This is a genomic window from Rosistilla carotiformis (genome assembly GCF_007753095.1).
GTDB lineage: Bacteria > Planctomycetota > Planctomycetia > Pirellulales > Pirellulaceae > Rosistilla > Rosistilla carotiformis.
Window position 1 is genome coordinate 210,434 of sequence record NZ_CP036348.1, and the last position, 24,363, is coordinate 234,796.

The following is a 24,363-nucleotide window of genomic DNA, read 5'->3' on the forward strand; positions in this document are numbered from 1 at the left end:
GTGTTAGATGTCGTGCGGCACATATGGCACCTCTAATCGTCCCGAACGTGTGAGAGCGGCTTCGCTGGGAAGCGTCACGGTGGTGGTGATCCGCCGAGCGTAAAAGTTGCCTTCCGCCGGGCCGCTGCCCCACATTGCGAAGATCGGAGCGCCAAGCGGTATTTGCAATGGCATCCAATAGGCAACCTGCACTTCGACCTGGTCGTTGAAGCGTGTGATGTCGTTCGAGTTCTTGACGGTCGCCTTGGTAAGTGTTCCTGCCACCAGGATCTTTTGGTTGATGTAGCTGGTCGTGGCGATCGCGTCGGGATTGCGAATGACGCGCGATGGCGTCGACGATTCGCTGATCCCGGCGAAGCCTTGATAGGCAAGGTTGTAGAGTGGCGACTGGAGGATCAAGTTCGCCCCGCCAGCGCTGGGCAATTGGCTGGTTAATAAACGTTCGACCTGCGGTTGTTTGACTCCGGCGGCAAAAGGGACCATGCCAAGTGCCGCGGCGCGATCGGCATAGTAGTCGACATGCTCGCGGCTCTGAGAATCCGAATTCCACTGCGCCCCTTGCCATACGATTGCCGCCCGTGCTGCGCCATACGCCGCGTGCATGGTGCCGATCTTCGCTAGCAGGATGAAGGTCCCTTGCAGCGCACAACAAAAGATCAGCATCGCAAAGGGGAGCGTCAGGAGATACGGGAGCGTGTACGAAGCTCCTGATTCATCTCGCAGGAACGCTCGAATCCCTTGCCAACGGTTCTGCAGGAACGCATGCCGGGTCAATGCGATCAACGCGACTAGCGACACACTCCAAATGACCCAAACTGATTCTACGGATTCGAGCAGCATTGGGAGAGTCATCGTAGCGAACCTTATTAAAGAAGCGGGCTACCCACCATCGAACCGACTACCGTAAAAACCACACGCAGCGCTTGGATCGCGTGGTAAGCGCTGTAGGCAAACAACGGAAACATCACCGCGGTGAGCATGACCACTTCGAGCGACGACATTCCTCGACGGGTCGACGGGGCGGGACGACGGATCGCGGCTTGCATCCTAATACCCTCCGTTCCAATAGAGGGCCAACAGCGTGCCTGCGGCGAAAAACGGCGCCAGCGGGAACTTTTGTTTCAGCAACGCACGCTGTTGGGGTTCAGGGGGCAAGACAACCGTCGGCAACAACCAACTGCCCACCGAACGCAGCAGGAGCGTTGTCAACGCCCATGGTCCTTGGTTCCAAATTGCAATGCAGAGCATGCCCGCTCCGGCAACGACAAACGAATAAAGCATCGCGTTGAGGGCAAGATCCCAGCCTAACAAAGCACCCAGGCAGGCGGACAGTTTTACGTCACCTGCTCCGCCACCGGAGATGCTGAAGATCACGAACATGATCCCCAGCAGACCAAAACCACCAGCGAAGGATTGACCGAGCCCCACCGATCCGAGCCATGATTGCTGCTCGGGCATGAGATATCCAAGCAGATTGATCGTGAGGCCCCAGGTGAATGCTGTGTACGTAGCCCAGTTGGGAATTTTACGGAACGACAGGTCAGTAAAAAAAGACACCAGCAAGAGTTGCGTCAACACGCCCGCGGTCATGCCGAAGGGAGGCATTTGCGGTGAGCCCAAGAGGAACCAAGGCGTTGCAAATACGATGGGGCCAGCAAGCGATACGCCCCACAGCAATTTGGTGTTGGAGGCCATGATGGTCGGGCTTGCCGGTTGATCGACGATGGAAGTGGCTGTTGTCATCGTTTTGGGCTCGCGAGATCGTGGCAAAACCGAATAACCGTTCCAAGAATATTGGCCACCGTGATGTCGAAACGACGGGTGGCTGGGCAGTATCGGCAACGGCGTGACGGTGCTATTCGGTGAAGCCGGTGATTTGATCGATCAGATCTTGAGCCCAACCCTTGACGGTTTCCCAATTGGTTTTGATGAAGATCAAAAAGATTGCGGCGATGGCAATGATCATCACCACCTGAAGCGCTTCGAGGCCCGCTTCGTTTTTGTGAAACTTGATTGCTTGGTTCTTGATTTTTGTTAAGGTTTTCATTGTTCTGTCCTGATAACTTAGTGCCGTTGAACGGGATCGCACGGCTCGTGGCGTGCATTCTATCAACTCCAACGCTGTGACAGAAAACGGCGCACGCAAGAAATCTGTTTTTTTGAAGTCTTTGCGTTTGCCAGTGATTTTGGCAGAAACGCGATGGTTGAAAGGATTAGAATGCGGGCAAGCTTGGAGCCCGACTTCGAAGAGCGTTTAGCAGTGAACACGGGCTCCGATCCGCGCCGCAACCCAAGCTGCGGTCGCGTTGTTCGTGGTTTAATTCACGCATTGAAATGAATGCCGGGTGATGTCCGAATCGAGCGATGAACAAACGGACGATTCGTTGGTCGAACGCGTCCTGGGCGGGGATCGTGCGGCTTTGGAAGAGCTGTTGCTGCGGAACTACGACTGGATGGAACGGTATGTGAAGCGGTTCCTTCCCGCGAGCAACCGATCGACGTTGAGCCCCGAAGACATCATCCAAGATGTTTATCTGCAAGTGTTTCGGAAAATTGGATCGTTTGAGCCGCAGGGACGTGGACAATTGTTCGCTTGGTTGCAGACGATCGCGCGGAACACCGTGTTCGATGCCTTGCGGAAGGTGAAACGCAGCCCCAGTGCATTGTGTTCGCAGGTCGCCGCAGGCAGCGAATCGGGGGAGTTGAAGGGGCTGATCGAAGAGCTTGCCGTCGACAAGAACTCACGAGTCACCCAGTTTGCTCGCGAGAAGGAATTACGCAGCGCGTTCTGGGTGGCGATGGGAACCTTGCCAACCGAATATCGACAGGCGGTGGAATTATTGTACGTCCAGGAGTTGCCGATCGACGAAGTCGCAGCTCAGATGGGTAAGACGGTGGATGCGATTCGTGGCATTCGAATGCGAGCACGCAAGCAGCTGCAGGCCTCGCTGGTTCGATTGTCCCGCTACGTCTAGACGGCGACATGCGTTGTGAGCTGCTGTTGAGTCGATTGGAAAGCACCTACGGCGTGGCTCGTAGTGCCTTATGTGACATTTTGCTAACGGTCAATGTTTTATGTCGGATCTTTTACAACGTGCGATTGCGGTGGCGCTGGATATTTCAAAGCGCCGTGAAGCGGGGGAGTTGATCGACGATCAGGATGTGATTGTTCAGCACGCGGATCTGAGTCCTCATTTGGAGAAGGAACTTCGAAAGCTACAGCTGTTGAATGCCGCGCGCCACGCTGCGGCGGCATCCCCGAGGGACGACGATCACTCGGATCTGCGGATGACTCTATGCGCCGCGCAGGCGGAGGACGTCGAAGCGACTCAGTTTATCGACGCTTCAGCGATCAGTGCTCTCGCTGATCTTGAGGTTCCCGACGCCATTCCGCGGACTCGGCCGTTCCGCCCGACGCTGCGACCGGCCATGGCGATGTTGCGTGTCTTTCACGATGACGGAGTCTCGTACGAAAACGTCTCGTTGCGGAGGGAATGTACGGTGATTGGGCGTCGCAGCGGCGAGGTGCAGATCGAGCACGATCCGATGGTTTCTACGAAACACGCGGAAATCATCCGCTCGGATACCGACGGCGGTTGGCGATGGTACCTCCGCGATTTGGATAGCACCAATGGAACCTTTGTCCGTGTGGATGGGGCGCGGCTTTCCCATGGCAGCGATATCTTGATGGGCTCGCATCGCTATCGATTCACGATCGCGCAAGAGGAACCGAGGCTGGAACACGTGATCGGAGGCGAGGTCGTCGACAGTATGCCGATCTCGCGTGAAGGGACCTGGATCGGGCGGGAACAACGCGCTCAGATGGATTCGTTTTGGGATGAACAACTGGATCTCAAGCATGCCTTCATTCAAATCGATCGCAGCGGGCGATGGAGCATCAAAAACGTGCAATCGGTCAACGGCGTTTGGTTGCGAATCGAAGAGGTGCGGCTGACGCGATCCTGCCAGTTTCAATTGGGTGAACAAAGGTTTGCTTTCCATGGATAACGAAATGTTGTCGGATTCCGCGTGCGCGCAGCCAGTTTCCGCCGTTTGAGGGCAAAGAGGCGCATGAAACGCCGTAGGCTCGGCGACAGGACTGTTTTGCGGGTAGGCTGTAGGCAGTTATACTTCGTGTGGCCTCTGAACCTCCCGTAGACGAGTGGAATAATGAACAGCATCACCTGGAACATCGGCTCCGATCCCGAAGCGGATCTCTGGATCGATGACCAGGCGGTTTCGGGATTGCATTGTCGTTTAATGCGAGACGCCGAGGGCTATTGGATCGAAGATCTCGGTAGCACCAATGGAACCTCCGTCAACGGCCAATGGATCGATCAGCCGACCCAGGTGAGTCCCACCGACACGATCATGCTTTCGGGCCAAGTCGCGATGCCATGGCCCGACACCGCGGTAGCACGCCAGGTGATCTCGATCGGATACGGCGCAGAAAACTTGATCCATATCCAGGATCACTCCGTTTCGGGTAAGCATGCGGAACTGATTGTTGACCCGCATGGACAATGGATCGTTCACGATCTGGACAGCACCAACGGTACCTGGATCGGTGATCAAGCGGTTCGATCCGTTCGACTGCATCAAGATTGCCCTTTCCGTGTGGGCGTTTCAACGCTGACCATCGCCCAGATTAAAGACAAGCTGGGGCCTGCTTTTATCGGGGATTCCGGCAGTTCTGCGTCGGTGAATCAAAAAGCGATGTTTGTGATGGTGCCCCTGTTTGTTTTTGTTGCTTTTGGGGCGTTGGCGTTCTTTCGACATTCGGTGACTTCCAATCAGAACGAACAAGCCCGAGTTGCCACCGCGGACTCTTCCCCAGGTGCCGTTAAGGGCGAGGCTTCGCGAGACCCCAGTGGCGAGGGGACCCCCGCGATCCGTGAAATGCCCCGCGAGCTTGATCGTCCCGAGGAGGATCCGAAGTCCGACGACAGCGCCAGCGAATCGGTGCTGACCACGGCAGTCGAGGTAGTTGACGAGGCGGAGGGACGCGGGCTGGCGGCGAATTCCGCTGCCGCAGTCGTTGCGATGGACGACGCCCCCGAATCGTCGCAGGCTTCTACAACGGTGGAATCGTCGGCGGTTGCCGATACGTTTGCTGGACTCGACCGCGTCCGCAACGCCATGTTCCGCGTGGTGGCTCAAGTGAACGATACCAAGTTCGATTTTGCATCCGCCTGGGCGGCAAAGCCCGATCTGTTGATTACAAACGCACACGTGGTCGGGCAGATGCAAGTTCATGGGATGCAAGTGGTGCATCTGAATTCGGGACAAAAGGCGGAAATGGAATCGCTGGGAATACATCCGAGTTATGGCGCGAGCATGCTTAAACTGCAGGCTGCAATGCAAGAGATCGCGGAGCTGGAAGGGACGGCAAAAGCCGACCAACCGGCTGCGGAGTTGGATCGGATCGCGACGAAGATCGGTGAACGGAAACGTGAACTTCCCTGGCTTCAGAGCGCAGTCGATAGCTACAACATCGGCTGGATACGCTTGAGTTCGCCGTTGAGCGAGGTTTCGACGCTGGCGGTCGAACCGTTAACGATCGGACGTAAGAAAGTGCTCAAACTGGCGAACCCGTTTATCGAGAAGGATATTTTCGAAGCGATTGCCAGTCGCTCGGTGTCGTTCGTGACTATCCGAACGGTGGGACGGACCATTCAGAAAGACGCCGAATCGCCAGTCTGCTGGTTCGGACAGATTCAGGCCTCCGCGGACGATTGGCAGTTCTGTTTGTTTGATGGTTGCCCGATCGTCGACACGCACGGGCGGCTGGCGGGAATGTATCGGGGCGCGTCGCGCGCGTCGACGTCCGGCGAGACGGAGGAGTTACAAACCAAGATCGATATGGTGCCGCTGGGCGCCATCAATATGGTGGTGCAAAGTTTTTAAGGGACAAACAGAAATGAACGGTAAGAACAATTGGCGCGCTACCGCGCTGGGTTTCGCGGCGATCATGATGGTCAGTGGTTCGGGGGCGCAAGCCTTCGCAGCGGCGACGAATTTGGCAGGGACAAGGAATGCCAAAACGATCGATCTCGCGTGGATTCACGATAATGTCGCGACTGCGTATACCGTGGTCGTTGCCTTGGACGCGAAGTTCACGGTGCTCGACAACAGTGTGAGCGTCAAACCGAGCAATCCGGTCCAGCCTCGAAACGGTCGGCCTATCGTGACGGCAACGTTGACAAAGATCCGGCCCAACGTGACCTATTACGTTCGGGTGAGCGACAATGCCAATCTGTCCGATGACCCGGTGCAAGTCTTCCCTCCGTTATCACAAAACAATGGGAACGGTGGTCAGGGAAATGGCGGCCAGGGGAACGGCGGGTCGGGCAATAGTGGATCGGGTTTCAGCAGCGGCAGCACGGGGATCGCTCTGGGCGGAACACAAGCACTCGATCCACTTGCCGAACGAATGAATGCGGCGGCGGCGTATTTGGCCGCCGAAGGGGAGTATCTACGCGCTCAGGGGGAGTATCTGAACATGTATGCCGAAGCACGGCAGAAGATCGCCGATGCTGTTGACAAAGAACTCGACAATTGGAAGAAGCACGTCGTCACGCACTTTGAGCGACGAGAGGAGAACATGCGTGGTCGGATGCGCATCAAAGATCTCTACGACATGCAAGCCGACCAAACGCTGCGATTCCGCGACACGTCGATGCGGCGGACGTATGAGACCTACAAAAACCATCCCGAACTAACACGGCATGCTGTCGCCAGCGGACGCGCTTTGAATTTCATGCTGGATCGTTTCGCCGGAACACCGATCGGATACGGGATTCCATTGCAAGAGACCTTTCAGACCAACCAGCCGACGACCCGTTGGCAATTGACAACGGCAATGCATCATCAATTGCGTGTCAAAACGCAGAATCATGGTGGAGGGCATTCGGAGTTTCGATTGGATCAACCAACGGCGATTGCATTCGATTGGCCGGTGGCTTTCATGAGCCCCAGCTTTGAGCCCCACATTCAAGGGATCGATCACTTGCAGCAACAGCTGACCCGGGTCACCGGAGACCCCGTCGCCCAGCGGGCGCTGGTGTTCAGCTTCCAAGATGCCGTGGCGGAACTGACGCGAACGTTCTATCGGCACTATCCCGCTAAGACATGGGGCAGCTACGATTCACGCACGATTTTACATCTCAAGCGAGCCGAGGACTTTCTGTCGCAAAAAAGCAATGAATTGGCGCGGTACAGCGAAAACCCTGCGTTGATTTCGCAGCGTTCGAGTCAATTCGATCCACAAACGGACGGCAAAGATGCGGGGACGTTGATCGCCTGGATGAGTCGCAATGGGCTGACTTTTGTCAAACCGCAGCCAGGCGACGAGGCCGCTTACCACACGCTCTTTTCGATGATGCTGGAGTTGTACGCGCTGTATGGAGAGCCCGCGGCGGACGTCGCAAAAACCGATCTCCCCGTCAAACCGCCGGTTGTCAATGAGGCGGTTCCCGCAGCGGGAGGTGCCGCTGCCGAAGCCGAACAGGCGGTCAATAATTTGATCAAGACCTAGTCCATTCGCGGCTCACTAGTTACCGACAGCGCAAAAGGAAACGGCCACGTTTCCCCCGCCGGGGAACGTGGCCGTTTCGAGAATCGGCGTTATGAAGGCTTCGATTCTTAAGCGCTTTTAGTCTGTGGTTGTTCCGGCATTTGGAACAGCTTGCGGCGACCGGTGACGACGCTCTCGTCGATCGTGTAGACGCTGCCACGCTCTTGGTCGGGCAGTTCGTACATGATGTCCAGCATCACTTCTTCGATGATGCTGCGAAGTCCGCGAGCTCCGGTGCCCTTCTCTTGAGCACGTTGTGCGATCACTCGCAACGCGTCCTCGGTGAATTCGACTTCGCAATGTTCCATCTGGAACAACGCTTGATATTGCTTCGTGAGTGCGTTGCGTGGTTCACGCAAGACGCTCAGCAAGCCCTCTTCATCCAATGGAGCCAAGTGGGTGACGACGGGCATCCGTCCGACCAATTCTGGAATCAGGCCGTATTCGAGGATGTCGTCCGAGCTGACCTGAGCCAACAGCGATGCAACGTCCGAATCGTCGCGATGGCCGGCGTCGCTGCCGAAGCCCAACGAACGGCGTCCTTGGCGTTTGCGGATGATCTCTTCGATCCCCACAAAGGTGCCGCCGCAGATGAACAAGATGTTGCTGGTGTCCATCTGGATGTACTGTTGCTCGGGATGCTTGCGTCCGCCTTGCGGTGGAACGTTAGCGACGGTTCCTTCGAGCATTTTCAACAGCGATTGTTGTACACCTTCGCCGGAGACGTCACGAGTGATCGAGACGTTGCCGCCTGTCTTGCCGATCTTGTCGACTTCATCGATATACAAAATGCCGCGTTGTGCCGATTCGAGATCGAAGTCGGCAGCATGCAACAGTTTCAACAGCAGGTTTTCGACATCTTCGCCGACGTAGCCCGCTTCGGTCAACGTCGTCGCGTCGCCGATGGCGAAGGGAACGTTCAACATCCGAGCCAACGAGCGGGCTAGCAGGGTCTTGCCGCAACCGGTCGGACCGACCATCAAGACGTTCGATTTTTCGATCTCGACGTCCGAGGTTCCTTCCCATTCTGCGGTCAGGCGTTTGTAGTGGTTGTGAACGGCAACGGAGAGGACTTTTTTAGCCGATTGTTGCCCGATCACGTATTGGTCCAGATGGGCGACCAGTTCGCGAGGTGCGGGGATGTCATCGAACAATTTCTTCGAGGGGCCACGTCGACGTTGCTCTTGATCCAAGATCGACTGGCACAGCTCGATGCATTCCGAACAAATGTAGACGTCGCCAGGACCTTCCACCAGCGGACCCACGTCCCGGTAGCTCTTGCGACAGAACGAACAGAAAGCGTTCTTCTTCGTTGTGCCACCGCTGCGGCGTCCGGTGGTAATATCCTTTGATGTCATACTCGACTCCTTGCTGCGTTTATATTGCAAAACCGGTGCGACGACCCTAAGCCAGGCTCAATCTCGTTCACATCGATCGCGTTAGTTCAGGACGGTAGTCCACAGCTCGATTCGCCGTTGATTCGACAGCATGCCGCGACATAAGGGGGCGTCGCGACCAAACTGTTTCATCGATGACTCGGGACATCCGTGACCGCAAGTTCGAGCCGATTGTGGTTCAATTGTTTAATGGATTGGGATCGAATCAGTTCAAAACAAGTTGAAATCCGAATCAATCGGTGATGATGGGTTTGTCATCCTGACAATTGAGAAACCACCAACGAAGTTTTGGTCTGTCGTGTCATGATTGCTCATCACACCACCGCGACAGGACATTCGGTCCCGCCGCTTTATTCCCGCGAATCGGCACAAGTCCGGTTCTCAGGAATCCTTCGCTTCACTGTTGAGCTTATCGCCCACCACTGCCTCTATAGTTCGGAATTCCGCCGGGCTGATGTCACCCTCTCGGAGCATTTCTTCAAAGTTTGATAGCACTTCTGAGGCCGGTTCCCGGTCTTCATCGCTGCTATCGCGAAATCTTGACACGAGCCAAATTCCAATGGCGATTAGGACGCTTAAGATCAGCAGGCCGAACACAGACTGTGCGGTCGGTGTAGCGAGTAAATCTGACATGATCAGACCTTACGTTGAAACCGGAACAGCTGGGTTCGAACACGGAAGCGTTCGCTTGCGTGTTGCCGAATGATATGCAATGTCCAGCTGGAACGTCCACTATTTTCGCTGAAGAAACTCGAGAACGCAAACGCCAAAACGCCTTCGCGGCGTGGCAAATTCGGTTTTCAAAAAGCGATGCGAAGGGCAGACGGCGCATCGATCGAATCGTTGCGTTCGAAAAACGGTTTTGCGTCTCGCCCTCAATTCGAGCGAGACACCCTGGTCTTACGTGATCCGCAGAAAGGATCCCAGCATCATCGCGGGAACTGCCAATGCGAAGACCAACAGCCCCGCCAGCGGGCCCGAGGCCAACAGGGCCACGGCGGCCGAAAGCGGTATCAACGTGAGGATTGCGTGTTTGATGTTCATTTGAATCGCGTACGGTTCCGGATTCACAATCGCTCGGAACGCGCGATGGATGATCGTGAAGGCAAGCAAACCGATCAGCAGCGAAAATTGCCGACGCGGTTCGATCTGAAACTGTGCCACCGCATCGGCGGGAGCAAATTGCGGGCCCCCCGCGATCATCGCCATCCCCACGATCGTAATTACCAGCCCGACGATCAACGGCATCTTCTGGCCGCCGACCGCTTCACCGCGGGCCATGCAAGTGACTCCCACGATGTAAACTCCAAATCCCGCGGCGATCGCCAGAACGTGCAGCGGAAGGAAAGGGAATTCGGCCATCGAACCGACCGCGGCGCTCGCTCCTAATAGGAAACTGAAAAAACGACACGCTCCCATCGCCATCGGGGCCAGCGGCGTCCGTTTGATCGGTCCGTCGTACAGCACGACCATCGCGGCCAACACGACGGCGATTCCTCCGGGGACAAGGTTCGGCGACGCGTCGCCCAGCGAAATGAACCCGACGGCAAACGACAGGGCGATTCCCGCCAACAAAAGTCCCCATCCGGCGCGTCGTGCCGCCGATAGCGAGATCTTCCCGGCGGGCAACGGCCGCTTGGATCGCTCTTTGCGATCGATCTCGATGTCCCAAACATCGTTCAGGATCATGCCGGCCCAGTAGATGCAGACGACCGCCGCGAGCACGATCGCGTACCGAGGCAGCGGGGCGAGTTCATGCGCAACAAGCAGGAAGGCTGCCGTGGTGTCGGCGACCACGGTAAAAACATTGGGCAGACGAACCAGTTGGCACCAATCGCGCAAGCTGGGACGTGGGGAAGGAGAACTCATGCAGCGAACCCGTTTTCTGTAAGCGACCGCGGCGAGCGGACGCACGCAGCCGACTCGATCATTGGAAACCGAAAGCCGCCACTTTAAGCCGCAAACGCCAGAAAACAAGGGGAAACGTTCGCGCGGGTGATTCGCACCGGCGTCGCCCGGCGGATTCGGTTACCGCCGCAGCGAGGGTGTCGCGGGGATCGTGGCCATCCGGGTCTGAAACCGATCCAGATAGATCTGGGTTTCGTTGGTGAAGTGGGCGTCGTCTTCGGTCGTGCTGTAGCGGAACAGTTCCTCTTTGGGAGGGTCGATCGCCTTGATCTCGTAAATATCCAGCTCGCTGATCAGCCGGGCGGGCCCGCTGTCACCCGATGACGGTTCCGAAGAAAACTCCATCCGAACAGGAATCAATCGAAACGGTCCGTCGGCCGCCAATGCCACACGAACTTTGGTTGGCAATTCGGGTGGAGCGACCGCTTGCCCGTTTTCATCCAACAGCGTTTGCATGCGGCTCGCCTTGAGCGTGCCGCGGACGATCCAAACATTTTGCGTTTCCTTCAGCACGCCACGGACAAGATGCAAGTCGTAGTCCCAGGCGATCGAATCGAGTAGTTCGGGCAGTCCACCGACTTTGAACCGCGCCGAGATTCCTGAAGTGAAGGCGAGCTCATCGAGTCGACCGACGTCGACGCGGCGGATCCGCACCTGATCGCCGACCTGTTCGCGCGTCCATGTCAGCCGGCCGTCGCAAGTTTGTTCAAATCGGCTGGTCTGGTCGCCAATGGGTGATTGCAGCTCCATCCGCATCAGGCCCCGCAATCCGCTGGACTGAATGTATCGCCCGACCGCCCGCACTTCCTGGCCGTCGACGCGTGTAACCTGCCTCAGCTTGGCCTCAAACGCGGGCCCGGTGTCGACCAGCTGGCGAATCGCTCCGTTGAGTGTTTGCCAAGCTTTTGTCGCGTTGCTCGACGATCCAGCAGACTCCGCTGGAGCGTTCGAAGCGTTCGCTGGCGCATTGTCCGAAGGGGTTTGCGAGCGGGCGATGGGGACGAAGTAGACCGCCGCGCCAGCCAATGCTAGCACCGCCAGGAGAGTTGTCAGGTTGGGCCGAGCAGGGTTCGGTTTGGTCATGATTTGCCGGTTATGCGGATTTTGTCAAAGAATCAGGTGGAAACATGCCGATGCACAAAGGCAGTAGCTGAATTCGTCGCCGCGCGGATTCTAGGCCCGAACCCTTCCAGGGGTCCAGGCTGATCAAGCTGCTAAACGCAATCAGCTACTGATGGCTGAAGTCGAAGCGTGACGGCAACGTCGGGCAAGAAAAACGTTTCGGACGCCAAAGTTCTCGGTCTACGGACAGACCAAGTCGAAGAGGAATCACATGAGAATCGGACTGACCCACCTAATGCTTTGTATTGCGGGGACGGTGCTGGTCACCGGTTGCGCACCCGTCCGCCACAATCTGCCACCGGCCGAGCGCATGATGCAGCCCGGCCCTGGCGTCGGCGGCCCCGGCCCCGGCGTGTTGGCTCCACCTGCGATGCAGATGGGTGGCGGCGGACCGATGATGGGAGGCCCCGGTATGGGACCTGGCCCCATGATGGGTGGCGGACCGATGATGGGCCCTGGCCAAATGGGCCCTGGAATGCCACCAGGAGCTAACGCACCTGGATCGCAAGTCGCAGAAATGCCTTCGCCGATTGCCCAAGCCGCATTCAATGGAATGTATGGCAGCGGGATGAGCAACGTTTGCAAGGGATCGAGCGGTTGCGGTTGCTCCAGCTGCAGTGGCGGCATGGGCGATGGCGGCGGTGAAATCATCCAAGCTGCGTTCCAAATGAACCCCACGGTTCAAGTCACGTTTGCTCGCCCCGATTCGATGCACGTTCAATACGATGTGTCCGGTGGCGGCAGCTTCGACAGCGAACCGCTGGTCGTTCCAGCGCGCCAAAACTTCCCCGCCGGCGGTTTGTACCGCCTGAAGCTGACCAACATCGTTGGCCGCGAAGGGGTCGAACTGTATCCAAGTCTCGAAATCGCTCCAGGCAATCCGCGTACCGGTGCCTACCTGGCGCACAATTCGATTCCAATCCAGATCACCGAAGAAGATCTCGATCAAGTCTTGACTGGCAACTTTGTCACCAAGGTGATCTATCTTCCAGATCCCGACTTCCAAGGTCCAGCACTGGCCGGCATCGATACGCTGGTTAGCACTCGCTTGGATCCAGGTGTCGATCCGATCATCGAAGCCGACCGCCGTGGTTCGATCCTGGCTATCTTGCGACTTGGCGACAAGGACATCGAGATGGCTGGACAGATGGGAACCGGAGCCATGCTGGGGGGCATGCCAAACGGAGCGGGCGGTTACATGATGGGAATGGCGGGAGCCGGTGGATACGCGATGGGCAACTGTGGCGATGGCAGCTGTGGACCGATGGGAATTCCAGGCGGAGCACCTATGCCACCTGGTCTGCCAGGCATGATCTCGGGCGTCACCGTGCCTCAGTACGGTATGCCGATCACCGGCACACCAATCGGATTGCCTGGACCACCTCACATTCCATTGGGTGGACCGGCTAGCCTGAAGAGCCACACGATGACCAACCGCACTCGCAGCGTGATGCCGGCACCGGTCAAGGACGTCAAGATCGGCGTCAAGTTGCAACCTGGCTACAGCTATCCGCATCCTGTCAGTCGGATCAACATCACGGAGCAGAACATTCATCCTGGAACAGCTTACGGACGACCTGGTTACACCCAGGGAAGCCAAGCGGTCTCCAGCCCGAATGCTCCGGGAACCGTTCCTGGTGGCGGTGCTTATTGCCCACCGGAATAAGACCGGTTGATCCAACACGGGTCTGAATAAACGACGGCGGCCGGAACATCACCGGCCGCTGAAATGGAAACGCAACCGCCCCGGTAATCACCAGGCGGTTGCCTTGCTCAATAAAGTAAGCGTCGCAGGCTACGGCAAAACGGCAAAAACGGTGAGAAGCGTTTCGATGCAAGTGAAAAACTTTCCAATCCGAACCAGCTTCATCGTCGCAAGCTTGCTGTTGGCAACCCTTGCGACAGCGCAGCAACCGCAGCGCCATCGCCTGTTCAACGACAACATGCCGCCCGGCGCGATCGGTCAATTCCGACGCGATCTCCGCGGCCCGGTACAGTGCCAGTACCAGCCGGTGAAAATCACCGCCGAAGGGACCGCGAAGGTCTCCCTGGCGATCGGCAACATGTTTCAAGCCGATACCGCCGAACCGGTCTACGCCGGATTTGAACTCGGCAACGTCTATCGAGTTCGGATCACCGAGATCCCGTTGTTCGAAGGCTACGAAATCTATCCGACGATCGAATTGATCGACCGCGTCTATCCGCCCGCTGGGCAAGAGGTGCGGTTTGCGATTCCGATCGTGATCAGCAACGACGACATGTTGCACGCGCTGCGTGGCAACCTCGTTACGCGAGTGATCTACCTGGAAGATCCTTCGACCGCACTGCCGCTAGCCGACAGGCCCGGCGAGCAGCGCGACTTCGACATCCAACCGCATCAAGACGCCCTGGATGTTGCCGACACGCTGGGCCGACCCGTGGCGATCATTCGTTATGGTTCGCGGACGCCACCGTCGGATCCGACTTATATGAACGCCTTCCTGATGGGCTGCCCGTATTGGCTGCCGCTGCAATCGCCGCGAACCGAGGCGTTGACGCCCGAGGGACAAACCGCTGCGATTCGCACACCTCACATTCCGCGAGACGACGTTCCCACGCAAGTGATCCCATCGACCGAGCAGACGAGAATTGCTCGACCGTATGCCTTGCCGATCGATTCTGGAGTTGTTCGATAATGCCATCGCTTGCCTTCCTCCGCATCCAAGCGTCGTCGCTCTACGCTCTCGGCCTACTCGGATTGTCGATCGCAACAAGCGGTTGCCAGTCGCTGGCCCCTGCTCCATCGCAACCGATGGCGCAGCGAGCGAGCCATCCGTCGCAGCCGCATCCAGCACAGCAATTCGCGTCGACGCCAACCGCTGCGCCCGCGATGCCACCGGCACCACAAGCGACCGCTGCCGGATATCCGGCCGCGGCACCGACCGGCAATGCCGCTGCGGGAGTCGCGTTGGTCACGCACCAGCAATTGGTCGCGGCGCCCGGCGGACAGACCGAAGTCACCGCGCCGACCTATACGCCCGACAACTACCCCGGTGTCTATGAGACTGCCGGATTCCGGAATCGCCTCTCCAGCGGCTTGGCCGGCGGCGCCTGCACCGCTTGCAACGGCGGCTGTGCGACCTGCATGCCCGACAACACTGGATGCGCCTGCTGCGGGACGGCTCAATGCCCAACGCCGATGGTCTGCCAATTCCCCGGCGATCCAAACGAATACTTGTGCGATGGTGGCGACCGGATGCCGAGCGCCCGTGTGTTGTTGAACAACGACGTCGGCGGCTTGGGGCTGGAAGACACGATCGTTCATTATGAAACGCAAGACGGGCTGACGTACGTCGAACCTAGCAACCGCGTCTGCGTTTACGCACCGCGATTTGCCGCCGTTCGCAAAGTCACCTCCGCCGTGACCGGCGAAAACGTTTTGGCGACGCAGCGAGTCGATCTGCCTCGAGGTCCGATCGGGATCGATCTGCGTCAACCGAGCAGCGCTGTCATGCAGCCGCTGGGACCCGAACGCAACGTCCGCACGATGGGCCCCGATGCGTTGCGTGATCGCAACCGCGGCGTGCCAGCAGAAAACGTCGTGCAACCGTTGCTAGCCGAAGATGTGATCGCCGTCCTGGCGGGACTCTCGATCATCGAACAGGGCGTGCTTCGCGATGCCGACAAACCTTGGCTTGCAAAAGCCGGGCAGGCTGCGATCGCGTGGAGCAGCGAAGAGGGAGCTCAAGTCGTGATCGACGAAGAAGTGGTTGGGATCGCAACCAACGACCAGAAGCCTGAAGAGCTGAAGATCTTCGAAGTCGGCAAGGGGCGCGTTCGTCTGATCAAACTGGCTGACAAGCAGAACGCATTGCCGGGCGAGTTTGTTCACTTCGTCTTGCGATTCGACAACGTTGGCGACCAACCGGTCAGCAACGTCGCGATCCTCGACAACCTGACGACACGACTGGAATACGTCGAAGGAAGTCAGACCTGCACCAAGGGAGCGAACTTCAGTGCCCAAGACAACGAGGGCCAATCGCTGCGACTGCGATGGGGACTGACCGAGACTCTCGGCGTTGGCGAAGGCTGCGTGATCCGCTTCAAGTGCAAGGTCCGCTAACCGCGTCGACTCATCGAGTCGATCGATTGCTCAGTTGGGCAGAACGCATTTCATCCGTCCTCCGAACAACGTTTGGGGGAAAGGAGAAATCGTCCGCTCCGGCGTCGCCAGGCGTCGATTGCTAGGAAGGCCATCCAGGGCGCGAACTCGAGCCAGGTGATGACAAAGTCGTAGAATGCGACTCCGGCGTATCGGGTGCCCAAGACGGTGGTGTCGGCGTGGTGATAGTCCAGCCAGAATCGCAGGTAGTAGATCAGCACCAGTCCGCTGACCGCCAACCAAGCTCTCCCGCGGGCAAACGGCAGGAAGGGCAGCGCCCAGCTCCAGTACCACGGATTCTGCGTGGGGCACAGCAGCCAGAACCAGGCCAGCGTCAGGAAGACGGCTTCGCAAAACAACGCCCCGTCGGCAGCGGAGGAAGCTCGCCACGCCAGCCCGATTGCGACCAGCAAAAACGCGACGGCTGTGATCGCTCGCGCGACAAAAAACGGAGCCTCTGCCGCTTCGATGCCCATCGATTGCTGAGCCGTTTCGCGGACGCTCTCTCGGACCGCGTCGGGAACGATCGAAAACCAGGCGATGCGATCGGATGGTAGCTCGCTGGTCGGCTTCAGGTTTTCGATCAGGATCAAAAATAGGAAGTCGTTCATTTCCCAGCGTTTCAAAAACGTCGCCACGCCCAGGCTGGGATCGGTCGCCGGTGGGCTGGGAGGTGCGATCGAGATCACCTCGATCGGCTCAGGCATCGAACCGCCGGAGTCCTCCGCGACGAGTGACACGATCGGTTCAGCAACTTCCGCATCGCGTGGCATCATCGGCCGCAACAGCAGCAGCGTTCCAACGGCCAGGACGGCTCCGGGCATCAGCAAATGCTGCCAGCCAAATCTGCGGGCGACAACCAACACCATCAGCGGTGCCAGCACGACAGGGTACAACTTGGCACCGATGGCTAGTGCGAGCGTGATCGCGACGCCTGCCAATCCAAGGTCGCTGGGCTTCACCGTCGCAGCGTCTCGTTTCAACAGCCGGACGGCCAGGTAGATCGACAGCGCTGTGAAGAAGACGGCGATCGCGTCCAAGTGACCACTCCCGGCGACCTCTTTCATCAACAGCGGACACCAGGCGTAGATCACGCATAGATCGGCAGATCGCCCGCACGCCCGCAGCAATCCGATCACCACCAGCAGCGTCGCGATGTCGAATCCGATCAGCCACGCCTTCATGATGAAGAGGCGGGCCAGCAGCGACGCACCGGCGGGCGTCGTGATTTCGCTGGCCGCAAAGACCACTTGGCTGGTCGGCGGATAGATCGTTGGCAATTCGGGAAAGTGAACGCGAGCCAAGATCTCCGCCAGCGGATGCTCTCGATCCAAGACCGCGATCAATCGCTGCAGTTGGGGATCGACGGTCGTTGAAAACGCAGCATCCTGAACCTGTTGTGGACTGTATTGATAGGGGCTCACTCCCGCCACCGAGACCGCCCCGTCCCACAGGTACCGATAGATATCGACCTCTTGAATCGGCACCGAGAAGAGCATCACGATCCGAAACCCAATCGCCGCCACAACAACCAACTTCAGGTTGCCCGGACCGGCAGCCACGATTCGGATCGCGATCAGATAGAGTGCGAACGCGACGGCGAATAGTCCTAAGACAGCAAGGATCGGTCGGTCGACGCCTGCCGCGTGGTAATCGAACTGCCAGCTGAGCCAGGCGATTGCCGCATACAGCCCAATTGAAACGATCGCCAAAACGGCCAGCGATCGCGTTGCGACAGCTGTTCGATCGTGCGGTCGGTCGGCACCATCCATCACATCGATCCCCGTCGCAAACCATAGCGAGCGACCGTGTAGAGGATCTTTGAGCCGGCTTTGATCGTTCCGCTAACCGTTCCGCTGATCTTGCTGGTCCCGACGCGGTTGCGGTAGGGAACTGGAATCTCCAGATAACGCAGATGGGCAAAGATCGCTTTGATCTGCATCTCGATCGTCCAGCCGAAGTTCTCGTCGGCCATCTTTAAATCGCACAGCTTGCCGTAGTCGATCGCGCGGAACGGGCCCAGATCGGTGTAGCGGGCACTAAACAGCAGCCGCATCAAGAAGCAAGCGAGTCGATTGCCGTAGACGCTTTGCGGCGGCATCGCTCCCTTTTCGCGTTCTCCCAGCAGTCGCGACCCGAGCACAAAATCGGCTTGCCCCATGAAGATCGGCGCCACCAACCGCGGCAAAAGATCGGGGTGATCGCTGTAGTCGGCATCCAGAAAGACGACGATCTCGGGTGCCGCACGCCCGTCATTTATCTGTTGTTCAATCGTCGCCAGACCACGCAAGCAAGCCGCTCCATAACCTCGCTGCGACTCGCTGACGACAACCGCTCCGCCCGCTCTGGCGACATCGGCGGTCCGGTCGGTCGAGCCGTTATCGATCACGATCACTTGGCCGACGTCGGGCAGATCGCCCAGAACCAACGGCAGCGATCGCTCTTCGTTCAGCGCGGGGATCACGACGACAACGGATTGCAGATGCGACGCGACGGGATTCGCCGCAGCGCTCACGGCTGCGGATTCGGCTTGATTGATAGCGGTCACCTGGGACATCGTATTGGGGCGACGCATCGAGATCGCGATGCAGATGCTGCAATTTAGTACCGTCTTGCATCGGGATCTGTGAATTCGCTCACAGGTCCGCCAAATGTCCGTTCTTGCCGAGCTTCAACCGCTTGGCCCAACGATCGTGTTCCCCCGTCCACTTTTACAGCCGCCGAATGCCATTCCCTAGAAAAAACGAATAGAATTCGTAAGGACTGACAACTGAGACCGTCTACCTTGACGAAACCACACGCATCGACCTGCGTGTTGCCAGCCAATCCTTGTCTCCTGGAAGGAAACCGCGAATGAAGACCACGACGACCGCCGAGGCTCCGTCTTCTGAATCCTCTGTTTACGATCGTTATGCCGCCGCAGCCCATGCCGTCGAACCCGCACTCTGCTGCCCCGTCGAATACAACACCGACCTGCTGGCCGCGATTCCGCAAGAGATCATCGAACGCGACTACGGCTGTGGCGACCCAACTCCCTACGTTCGTCCCGGCGAGACGGTGCTCGATCTAGGCAGCGGCGGCGGCAAGCTCTGCTACATCGCGTCGCAAGTCGTCGGTCGCGAGGGACGTGTGATCGGCGTCGACTGCAATCGCGAAATGCTCGACCTGGCTCGCAAGCACACCTCGACAGTCGCCGAGACGATCGGATACGCCAACGTCGATTTCCGTTACGGATTGATCCAAGACCTGGGACTCGACCTCGACCTGTTGGCTAGCGAACTGGCCGAGCACCCGGTCCACGATCCGGCCGGTTACCTTTCGCTGCGTCAGACCGAAGAGCGTCTGCGCCGTCAGCAACCGCTGGTCGCCGACGATTCGGTCGATTGCGTTCTCTCGAATTGCGTGCTAAACCTGGTCCGACAACAGGATCGTCGGCCGCTGTTTTCGGAGATCTTCCGCGTCTTGCGTCGCGGCGGACGGGCGGCGATCAGCGATATCGTCAGCGATGAAGATGTCCCCGATCGCTTGCAGCAGGATCCCGAGTTGTGGTCGGGATGTATCACCGGAGCGTTCCGCGAGGACAAGTTCTTGCAGGCTTTTGAAGAAGCGGGATTCCACGGCATCGAGATCGTCAAACGGCAGAGCGAACCGTGGCGGACGGTCGAGGGGATCGAATTTCGATCGGTCACCGTCGTCGCTCACAAGGGCAAGCAAGGCCCATGCCTGGAACGCAATCAAGCCGTTGTCTATCGTGGCCCATTCAAGAAGGTCGTCGACGACGACGGTCACACCTATCACCGCGGCCAGCGGATGGCGGTCTGTGACAAGACGTTCCACCTGCTCCAGCGGGCGCCGTACGCCAAGATGTTCGATGCGATCGAGCCGCGGGAATCGATCGCCTTGGAAGATGCCAAATCATTCGACTGTCGACGCAACGTTTGCCGCGATCCTCGCGAATCGAAGGGGCTCGATTACGATGCGACCAGCCAGGGGAACGCCAGCAGTTGCCACGACGACGAGCCGTGCTGCTAACGCTCCGTCGTATTAAATTTTTCGGTTAAACCGCGAGCCCACCGCGGCTGCACACGCAGCAGAAACGCGGGGCGATGCCCACGCGGTTAAACGAAGTCTCCGTTCATCAACCGTCCGATCCGCAAAGAATCCACACGATGCAATTATCTCTTCTGCGACAACAGAGTGAACTCGCCAACGCCGCTCGGCAACGCGAGGTGCTCGAAGACGAATTCACGCCTCCGCTCCCCTACTTCACCGAAGCGATGTCGAATAACGGCTTGCCGCGACTGACCGCCACCGGGATCGAGGTGCTGCAGATCAATGTCGGCAAGCTGTGCAACCAAACCTGCACCCATTGCCACGTCGACGCTGGCCCCGACCGCCGCGAGAGCATGTCGCGAGCGACCGCCGAGGCGATCATCGACGTCTTGGCTCGGCACGATATTCCGACGCTCGACATCACCGGCGGTGCGCCGGAGATGAACCCGAACTTTCGTTGGCTCGTCGAACAGGCGACGTTGCTGGGCCGCCGCGTGATCGACCGTTGTAACCTGACGATCCTGATGGCCAATGGCTATCGCGATCTGCCCGAATTCCTGGCCCAGCATGAGGTGGAAGTCGTCGCGTCGCTTCCCTGTTACCTGGAAGAGAACTGCGACAGCCAGCGGGGCGACGGCGTCTTCAAGCGATCGATCGATGGCCTCCGCCGGCTCAACGCCCTCGGCTACGGCCAACCCGATTCGACGCGGACGCTGAACCTGGTCTACAACCCCGTTGGCCCATCCCTGCCGCCATCGCAAGCCGCTCTCGAAGCGACCTACCGCAGCGAATTGAAGTCGCGATACGACATCGTCTTCACGAATCTGCACACGATCACCAACCTGCCGATCAGCCGCTTTCTGGACGATCTGTTGCGGTCGGACCAATTCGACAACTACATGCAAAAGTTGATCGAGTCGTTTAATCCGGCGACTGTCGAAGGCGTGATGTGCCGCACGATGGTCTCGGTCGACTGGCAGGGGCATCTGTTCGATTGCGATTTCAATCAGATGCTCAACATCGGCCTGTCGCCGGAGCAACCGCGGCATATCTCCGATTTCGATTTTGAATCGCTGGCCAGTCGCGGCATCCAGACCGGCCGGCATTGCTTCGGCTGCACCGCCGGCAACGGTTCCAGTTGCCAAGGAGCGGTCGTCAAGATCGGTACCGAAAAGCCTGCCTAGATCTGTGCCAGTCAGCTTGTGCGGATGTTGTGCGTTGGCTCACAGACATCCGCCTCGGGGCGGGACAAAATTGATGATTCGTTTCCCCGTCACGTCAACAATATTCGTCCGAGGCCAAACCAACGATGTTCTCCGCAATTCGATTCGCTCTCCTGACCGCCGCGCTCTGCATCCCAATGATCGGATGTGCTCCCAGCACTCCCACGGAAGAACCCGCAACCGCTCCCGCGACCGAGACAGCCGACGAGCCCGCCAGCAAGCCGCAAGGTTCCGGCACGTCGTACTAACCAATCGGCCTCGGCAACAATCGCACCAACCGACGCCCAGCCCAGTCGCGATTCAGTCGCAAAGCGACGGCATCCAAGAGCCTGGGACGCAAGTCCTGTCAGTTATACGTAAGTCGCAGATAACGGCGAAAGCAAGGGGCAAAAGGGGACACGCACATTCCTGGCACGCCTGGCGCGGGCCGAAGGTCCAGCAATTTGCATAGCCCAGCCTGCAGGGCTGGGTATCAGCCGACGGCGCCCGGTTTCATTTCACAACAGGCGAAGGGGCAACGCCCCGGGCAGTGGTGGTGACAATCGACCGGGCCTTCAGCCCAACCATGTCAATCAACGCCCCTAGAACCCAGGCCGATGGCCTGGGCTATGCAAATGGTCGAGCCTGCGGCCCTAACATGGATGATTGCGATGTGGAACGGTCTGCGACGAACGAAAGACTTCTCACTGGCCGGGCAAGCGTTCGGTCGCGACAACTCATCATGCCTTACGTATAACTGACAGGACGCAAGTCCCAGGAATCTAGGCCCCAACCTGCCGCGTCAGTCGCGAAGCGACGGCATGTGTTTTACCGACAAACGTCGATGGCCAGCTCGCCGCGGCCCGCGCAGCTCAGATCAGCTGAGACAATCCATAAAACAGCCCTCCGACGAGGCACAGGTTCAGCACCACCGTCATCCAAAACACGATCACAAACGATCGCTTGCTCGTCTTGTGACGGAACGTCCGCCGGCCGATCCAACCGCCGGGCCAGCCGCCCAGCAGATCGATCGTGTGCAATCTCCGTTCGCTGATCCGCTGGCGATCCACCCGCGCTTGCCGCTTGTCCCAGCCGTAGCTTGCGAAACTCAGCAGCGACAGAATCAACATCACCACGGCGTAGATCATCGCCAGCGGACCGATCCCCACTCCGCCGGTCGAATCGTTTTGTGCCAACAGCAGCGAGGTCGTGGTGATTGCGAACGGAGAACCGGTTCCGTCGAGAACGGCGATCGAAAGCAACGGAGCATGAAAAAACATCGGTTCATCCTTGGTCGAAGGTAACGTGCGCGGAGCATCGGTCCGACGCTGCGGCACGTAGTGTAGCCGCCAACCGAAACGAACATCTACCGCGTTTCGGCGGATCAGCAGTCGGCGGATCCGCCGATTTGGCGAATGGCAACGATCGCTCTCCGATCGACTACAATAGGCCCACCTCCCCCAGCCCGCCAATCGCACGACAACACTCCCCGCGATCGCAGCTTTGCTTTCCCTCCTTAGCCCTCCAGGAAAAACAAGCCATGCCAAAATCCCAGCCCCCTTTGCTGCCGCCTCACGATCGTCGCCGATTTCTGGCGAGTCTCGGTGCCGCGACAACCGCCGCCGCTTGGCCCTGCCACGGGATCGCTGCGGAAGCGACATCCAAAAGCGGTTCGCTTTCGATCGGCCACGCCGTCGTCGACACCACGCCGCCGTTGGGGATCGAGCTAGCCGGGTTCCACAAGCCGGTTGGACAAGAGCGTCGAATTACGGGGATTCGCCAAAAGACAGCCGCCCGAGCGCTGGTGATGAAAGTGGCCGATCAATCCGTTGCGATCGTCTCGCTCGACATTTTGAGCGTCTCGCCAGGCTTCACACAACAAGTGCAACAGCGGGTCGCCAAGCAGACGGGCATCCCGGCCGCCAATGTCCGCGTCTGCGCCACGCACACCCATTCGATGCCGGCGTTTTCTTATCTACGGCAATGGGGAGCGATCCCCGAAGATTACCTGAAAGAGACGCTGGGGCACGTCGTCGATGCCGTCGTCCAGGCGCATCGCGATCTCTCGGCGGCGGAACTGTACGTCGGCAAGAGTTCGGTCGACGGAGGCAACTTCAATCGAACCAGCCCGACCTGGAAGACCGACCAGGAATTCACTGCCGATGCAACCGCCGCAGATCGCTGGCTCGATACGATCCTGCATGTGCTGCGTTTTGAACGAGCCAACAAACCCGACGTGATGTGGTATCACTTTGCCTGCCATCCGGTCTGTTATCGCGATGGCGAGGCCGGCCCCGATTGGCTCGGGTTGGTCGCCGATCAAGTGCAAGCCAAACATGGCATCGTCCCGGGCTTCCTGCAAGGACACGCCGGCGACGTGAACCCTGGGAATGGAGACATCTGGATTGGCGAAGCCGAACCGACGGCGGCGGCGATCGTGCAGGGGATCGACCGCGCGTTGGACGCCAGCGAACGGGTCGACGCCAATGAACTGCGACTGGTCAGCGAACCGTTTGCATTGCCGCTGAACATCGATCTGTTGCAACAGCAACTGGAACTCTATCGCGAGCATCCCGAACAATGTGCGTCGGGCCAGTGGGTCGATGCCGGCTTTGCCAAAGCCTGGTACGAATCGGCGAAGGATTGGGATTTGCAGCGGACAACGCATGCCACGCCCACGACGGCGCTGCGACTGGGAGATCTCGGCATCCTGTTCCATTCCAGCGAACTGTACAGTTATTACGGGCTGCAGATCCAACGCGATTCACCGCTGAAAAACACGATCGTTGTCGGCTACACCGACGATCTGATCGGGTATCTCGTCGACCCGCGGGCCTACGAGGCGGGCGAATACGCCGCCGTCACGGTCCCGCGAATCCTCGACCTGCCGCCGTTTAAAACCGCTGCGGCCAGTCAGTTGGCCGACTTTGCCAATCAATTGCTCACGCGAACCACTTAAGGACA

22 protein-coding genes are annotated in these 24,363 nt (G+C 58.6%); 11 read left to right on the forward strand and 11 right to left on the reverse strand.

Annotation, left to right across the window (positions count from 1 at the left end; translation table 11 throughout):
• Window positions 1–3 precede the first annotated feature (3 nt).
• The 4 genes from Poly24_RS00765 to Poly24_RS00780 form a co-directional block, all read right to left on the reverse strand.
• Window positions 4–852 (reverse strand): hypothetical protein, encoded by an 849-nt coding sequence (locus Poly24_RS00765; protein WP_145089077.1) that lies wholly within the window; start codon window positions 850–852, stop codon window positions 4–6.
• 14 nt (window positions 853–866) lie between these two features.
• A complete protein-coding gene (locus tag Poly24_RS00770) occupies window positions 867–1,046 on the reverse strand; it encodes a hypothetical protein (protein WP_145089080.1) in 180 nt (59 codons plus the stop codon).
• Window position 1,047: 1 nt separating this feature from the next.
• A complete protein-coding gene (locus tag Poly24_RS00775; protein ID WP_145089083.1) occupies window positions 1,048–1,743 on the reverse strand; it encodes an A24 family peptidase in 696 nt (231 codons plus the stop codon).
• A 112-nt stretch (window positions 1,744–1,855) separates the two neighbouring features.
• Window positions 1,856–2,047, reverse strand: a complete 192-nt coding sequence (locus Poly24_RS00780; protein ID WP_145089086.1) for a hypothetical protein — start codon at window positions 2,045–2,047, stop codon at window positions 1,856–1,858.
• 301 nt (window positions 2,048–2,348) lie between these two features.
• On the opposite strand from Poly24_RS00780, the gene Poly24_RS00785 reads away from it, so the two are divergent.
• The 4 genes from Poly24_RS00785 to Poly24_RS00800 all read left to right on the forward strand — a co-directional run bounded on the left by Poly24_RS00785 (window position 2,349) and on the right by Poly24_RS00800 (window position 7,537).
• Window positions 2,349–2,975, forward strand: a complete 627-nt coding sequence (locus tag Poly24_RS00785) for an RNA polymerase sigma factor (RefSeq protein WP_145089089.1) — start codon at window positions 2,349–2,351, stop codon at window positions 2,973–2,975.
• Window positions 2,976–3,075: 100 nt separating this feature from the next.
• A complete protein-coding gene (locus Poly24_RS00790; RefSeq protein ID WP_145089093.1) occupies window positions 3,076–4,008 on the forward strand; it encodes an FHA domain-containing protein in 933 nt (310 codons plus the stop codon).
• A 162-nt stretch (window positions 4,009–4,170) separates the two neighbouring features.
• Window positions 4,171–5,907, forward strand: a complete 1,737-nt coding sequence (locus Poly24_RS00795; RefSeq protein WP_145089096.1) for an FHA domain-containing protein — start codon at window positions 4,171–4,173, stop codon at window positions 5,905–5,907.
• A gap of 13 nt (window positions 5,908–5,920) precedes the next feature.
• Entirely contained in the window at window positions 5,921–7,537 is a 1,617-nt protein-coding gene (locus Poly24_RS00800; protein WP_145089099.1) for a hypothetical protein, read from the forward strand.
• 107 nt (window positions 7,538–7,644) lie between these two features.
• Here Poly24_RS00800 and clpX read toward each other — a convergent pair whose 3' ends face one another.
• From clpX to Poly24_RS00820, 4 genes are all read right to left on the reverse strand, one after another.
• The gene (clpX, locus tag Poly24_RS00805) at window positions 7,645–8,934 is read right to left on the reverse strand and encodes an ATP-dependent Clp protease ATP-binding subunit ClpX (RefSeq protein ID WP_145089102.1); all 1,290 of its coding nucleotides are present in this window, start codon (window positions 8,932–8,934) and stop codon (window positions 7,645–7,647) included.
• Between the two features lie 420 nt (window positions 8,935–9,354).
• Window positions 9,355–9,606 carry a hypothetical protein gene (locus Poly24_RS00810; protein ID WP_145089105.1) on the reverse strand — a complete coding sequence of 84 codons (252 nt, stop codon included), beginning with the start codon at window positions 9,604–9,606 and terminating at the stop codon, window positions 9,355–9,357.
• Window positions 9,607–9,873: 267 nt separating this feature from the next.
• Window positions 9,874–10,842 carry a UbiA family prenyltransferase gene (locus Poly24_RS00815; protein ID WP_145089108.1) on the reverse strand — a complete coding sequence of 323 codons (969 nt, stop codon included), beginning with the start codon at window positions 10,840–10,842 and terminating at the stop codon, window positions 9,874–9,876.
• A 159-nt stretch (window positions 10,843–11,001) separates the two neighbouring features.
• Window positions 11,002–11,964, reverse strand: a complete 963-nt coding sequence (locus Poly24_RS00820; protein WP_145089111.1) for a hypothetical protein — start codon at window positions 11,962–11,964, stop codon at window positions 11,002–11,004.
• 250 nt (window positions 11,965–12,214) lie between these two features.
• On the opposite strand from Poly24_RS00820, the gene Poly24_RS00825 reads away from it, so the two are divergent.
• The 3 genes from Poly24_RS00825 to Poly24_RS00835 all read left to right on the forward strand — a co-directional run bounded on the left by Poly24_RS00825 (window position 12,215) and on the right by Poly24_RS00835 (window position 16,105).
• The gene (locus Poly24_RS00825; RefSeq protein ID WP_145089114.1) at window positions 12,215–13,669 is read left to right on the forward strand and encodes a hypothetical protein; all 1,455 of its coding nucleotides are present in this window, start codon (window positions 12,215–12,217) and stop codon (window positions 13,667–13,669) included.
• Between the two features lie 166 nt (window positions 13,670–13,835).
• Entirely contained in the window at window positions 13,836–14,678 is an 843-nt protein-coding gene (locus Poly24_RS00830) for a hypothetical protein (protein ID WP_145089117.1), read from the forward strand.
• Window positions 14,678–16,105 carry a DUF11 domain-containing protein gene (locus Poly24_RS00835; RefSeq protein WP_145089120.1) on the forward strand — a complete coding sequence of 476 codons (1,428 nt, stop codon included), beginning with the start codon at window positions 14,678–14,680 and terminating at the stop codon, window positions 16,103–16,105. Before Poly24_RS00830 ends, Poly24_RS00835 begins: the two co-directional genes overlap by 1 nt.
• Before the next feature lie 50 nt (window positions 16,106–16,155).
• On the opposite strand, the gene Poly24_RS00840 is transcribed toward Poly24_RS00835, so the two are convergent.
• Window positions 16,156–17,916: a hypothetical protein gene (locus Poly24_RS00840; protein ID WP_145089123.1), complete on the reverse strand. Its 1,761-nt coding sequence runs from the start codon at window positions 17,914–17,916 to the stop codon at window positions 16,156–16,158.
• Window positions 17,916–18,692 (reverse strand): glycosyltransferase family 2 protein, encoded by a 777-nt coding sequence (locus tag Poly24_RS00845; protein WP_231753395.1) that lies wholly within the window; start codon window positions 18,690–18,692, stop codon window positions 17,916–17,918. Before Poly24_RS00845 ends, Poly24_RS00840 begins: the two co-directional genes overlap by 1 nt.
• A gap of 305 nt (window positions 18,693–18,997) precedes the next feature.
• Here Poly24_RS00845 and Poly24_RS00850 point away from each other — a divergent pair, with 305 nt between their 5' ends.
• The 3 genes from Poly24_RS00850 to Poly24_RS26810 all read left to right on the forward strand — a co-directional run bounded on the left by Poly24_RS00850 (window position 18,998) and on the right by Poly24_RS26810 (window position 21,668).
• Window positions 18,998–20,176, forward strand: a complete 1,179-nt coding sequence (locus tag Poly24_RS00850) for a methyltransferase domain-containing protein (protein WP_145089126.1) — start codon at window positions 18,998–19,000, stop codon at window positions 20,174–20,176.
• Window positions 20,177–20,313: 137 nt separating this feature from the next.
• The gene (arsS, locus tag Poly24_RS00855) at window positions 20,314–21,381 is read left to right on the forward strand and encodes an arsenosugar biosynthesis radical SAM (seleno)protein ArsS (protein ID WP_145089129.1); all 1,068 of its coding nucleotides are present in this window, start codon (window positions 20,314–20,316) and stop codon (window positions 21,379–21,381) included.
• A gap of 125 nt (window positions 21,382–21,506) precedes the next feature.
• Entirely contained in the window at window positions 21,507–21,668 is a 162-nt protein-coding gene (locus Poly24_RS26810) for a hypothetical protein (RefSeq protein WP_197452228.1), read from the forward strand.
• 603 nt (window positions 21,669–22,271) lie between these two features.
• Here Poly24_RS26810 and Poly24_RS00860 read toward each other — a convergent pair.
• The gene (locus Poly24_RS00860) at window positions 22,272–22,679 is read right to left on the reverse strand and encodes a DUF1294 domain-containing protein (protein WP_197452229.1); all 408 of its coding nucleotides are present in this window, start codon (window positions 22,677–22,679) and stop codon (window positions 22,272–22,274) included.
• A 260-nt stretch (window positions 22,680–22,939) separates the two neighbouring features.
• Here Poly24_RS00860 and Poly24_RS00865 point away from each other — a divergent pair, with 260 nt between their 5' ends.
• Window positions 22,940–24,358, forward strand: a complete 1,419-nt coding sequence (locus tag Poly24_RS00865; RefSeq protein ID WP_145089132.1) for a neutral/alkaline non-lysosomal ceramidase N-terminal domain-containing protein — start codon at window positions 22,940–22,942, stop codon at window positions 24,356–24,358.
• Window positions 24,359–24,363: the final 5 nt, after the last annotated feature.